Source organism: Halalkalibacter oceani (genome assembly GCF_023715605.1).
Classification (GTDB): Bacteria; Bacillota; Bacilli; order Bacillales; family Bacillaceae_D; genus Halalkalibacter; species Halalkalibacter oceani.
Genome location: NZ_JAMBOL010000081.1, coordinates 1 through 472 on the forward strand (window position 1 = coordinate 1; position 472 = coordinate 472).

General features: G+C 59.7%; 1 protein-coding gene. It reads right to left on the reverse strand.

Annotated features, from left to right (window positions below; all coding sequences use genetic code 11):
* Window positions 1-472: FAD-dependent monooxygenase (locus M3202_RS22090; protein ID WP_251225352.1), on the reverse strand; the 472-nt coding region annotated here is incomplete at both ends.

Below are 472 nucleotides of genomic sequence, written 5' to 3' on the forward strand. Positions count from 1 at the left end.
GCTTCAACCTTATCGCTCAGCGGAACCTGCAGATAATAGCGGCTGCGAGTCAGTGAGCGTTGACTGCACAATACAAACCCCCGCTGATGGTGCGCATAAATAAGCTCCGGATTGACCGGCGGCGTATCCGCCAGCAGGCCTAGCCAGCCAAACGGCCACACGCTCTCGTAGGTCTGCAAAATGCCAGCTGGAATACTTTGCCGCGATACGCCGTGGAAACCGTCGCAACCGGCAATAAAATCGCACTCCAGACGGCAGGTTTCCCCTTCGCCGAGGTAGGTGATCGTCGGCCGGTCGCTTTTGGCGTCATGGATAGCCACCTCGCTCACGCCATAGACGATCGGCGCGCCGCTGGCGGCCCGGGCAGCCATCAGATCGCGGGTGACTTCGGTCTGGCCATAAACCATTACGCTCTTACCGTCGGTTAGCTCGCTCAGTGCGACGGGCACCCGCTGGCCGTCAAACAGAAACT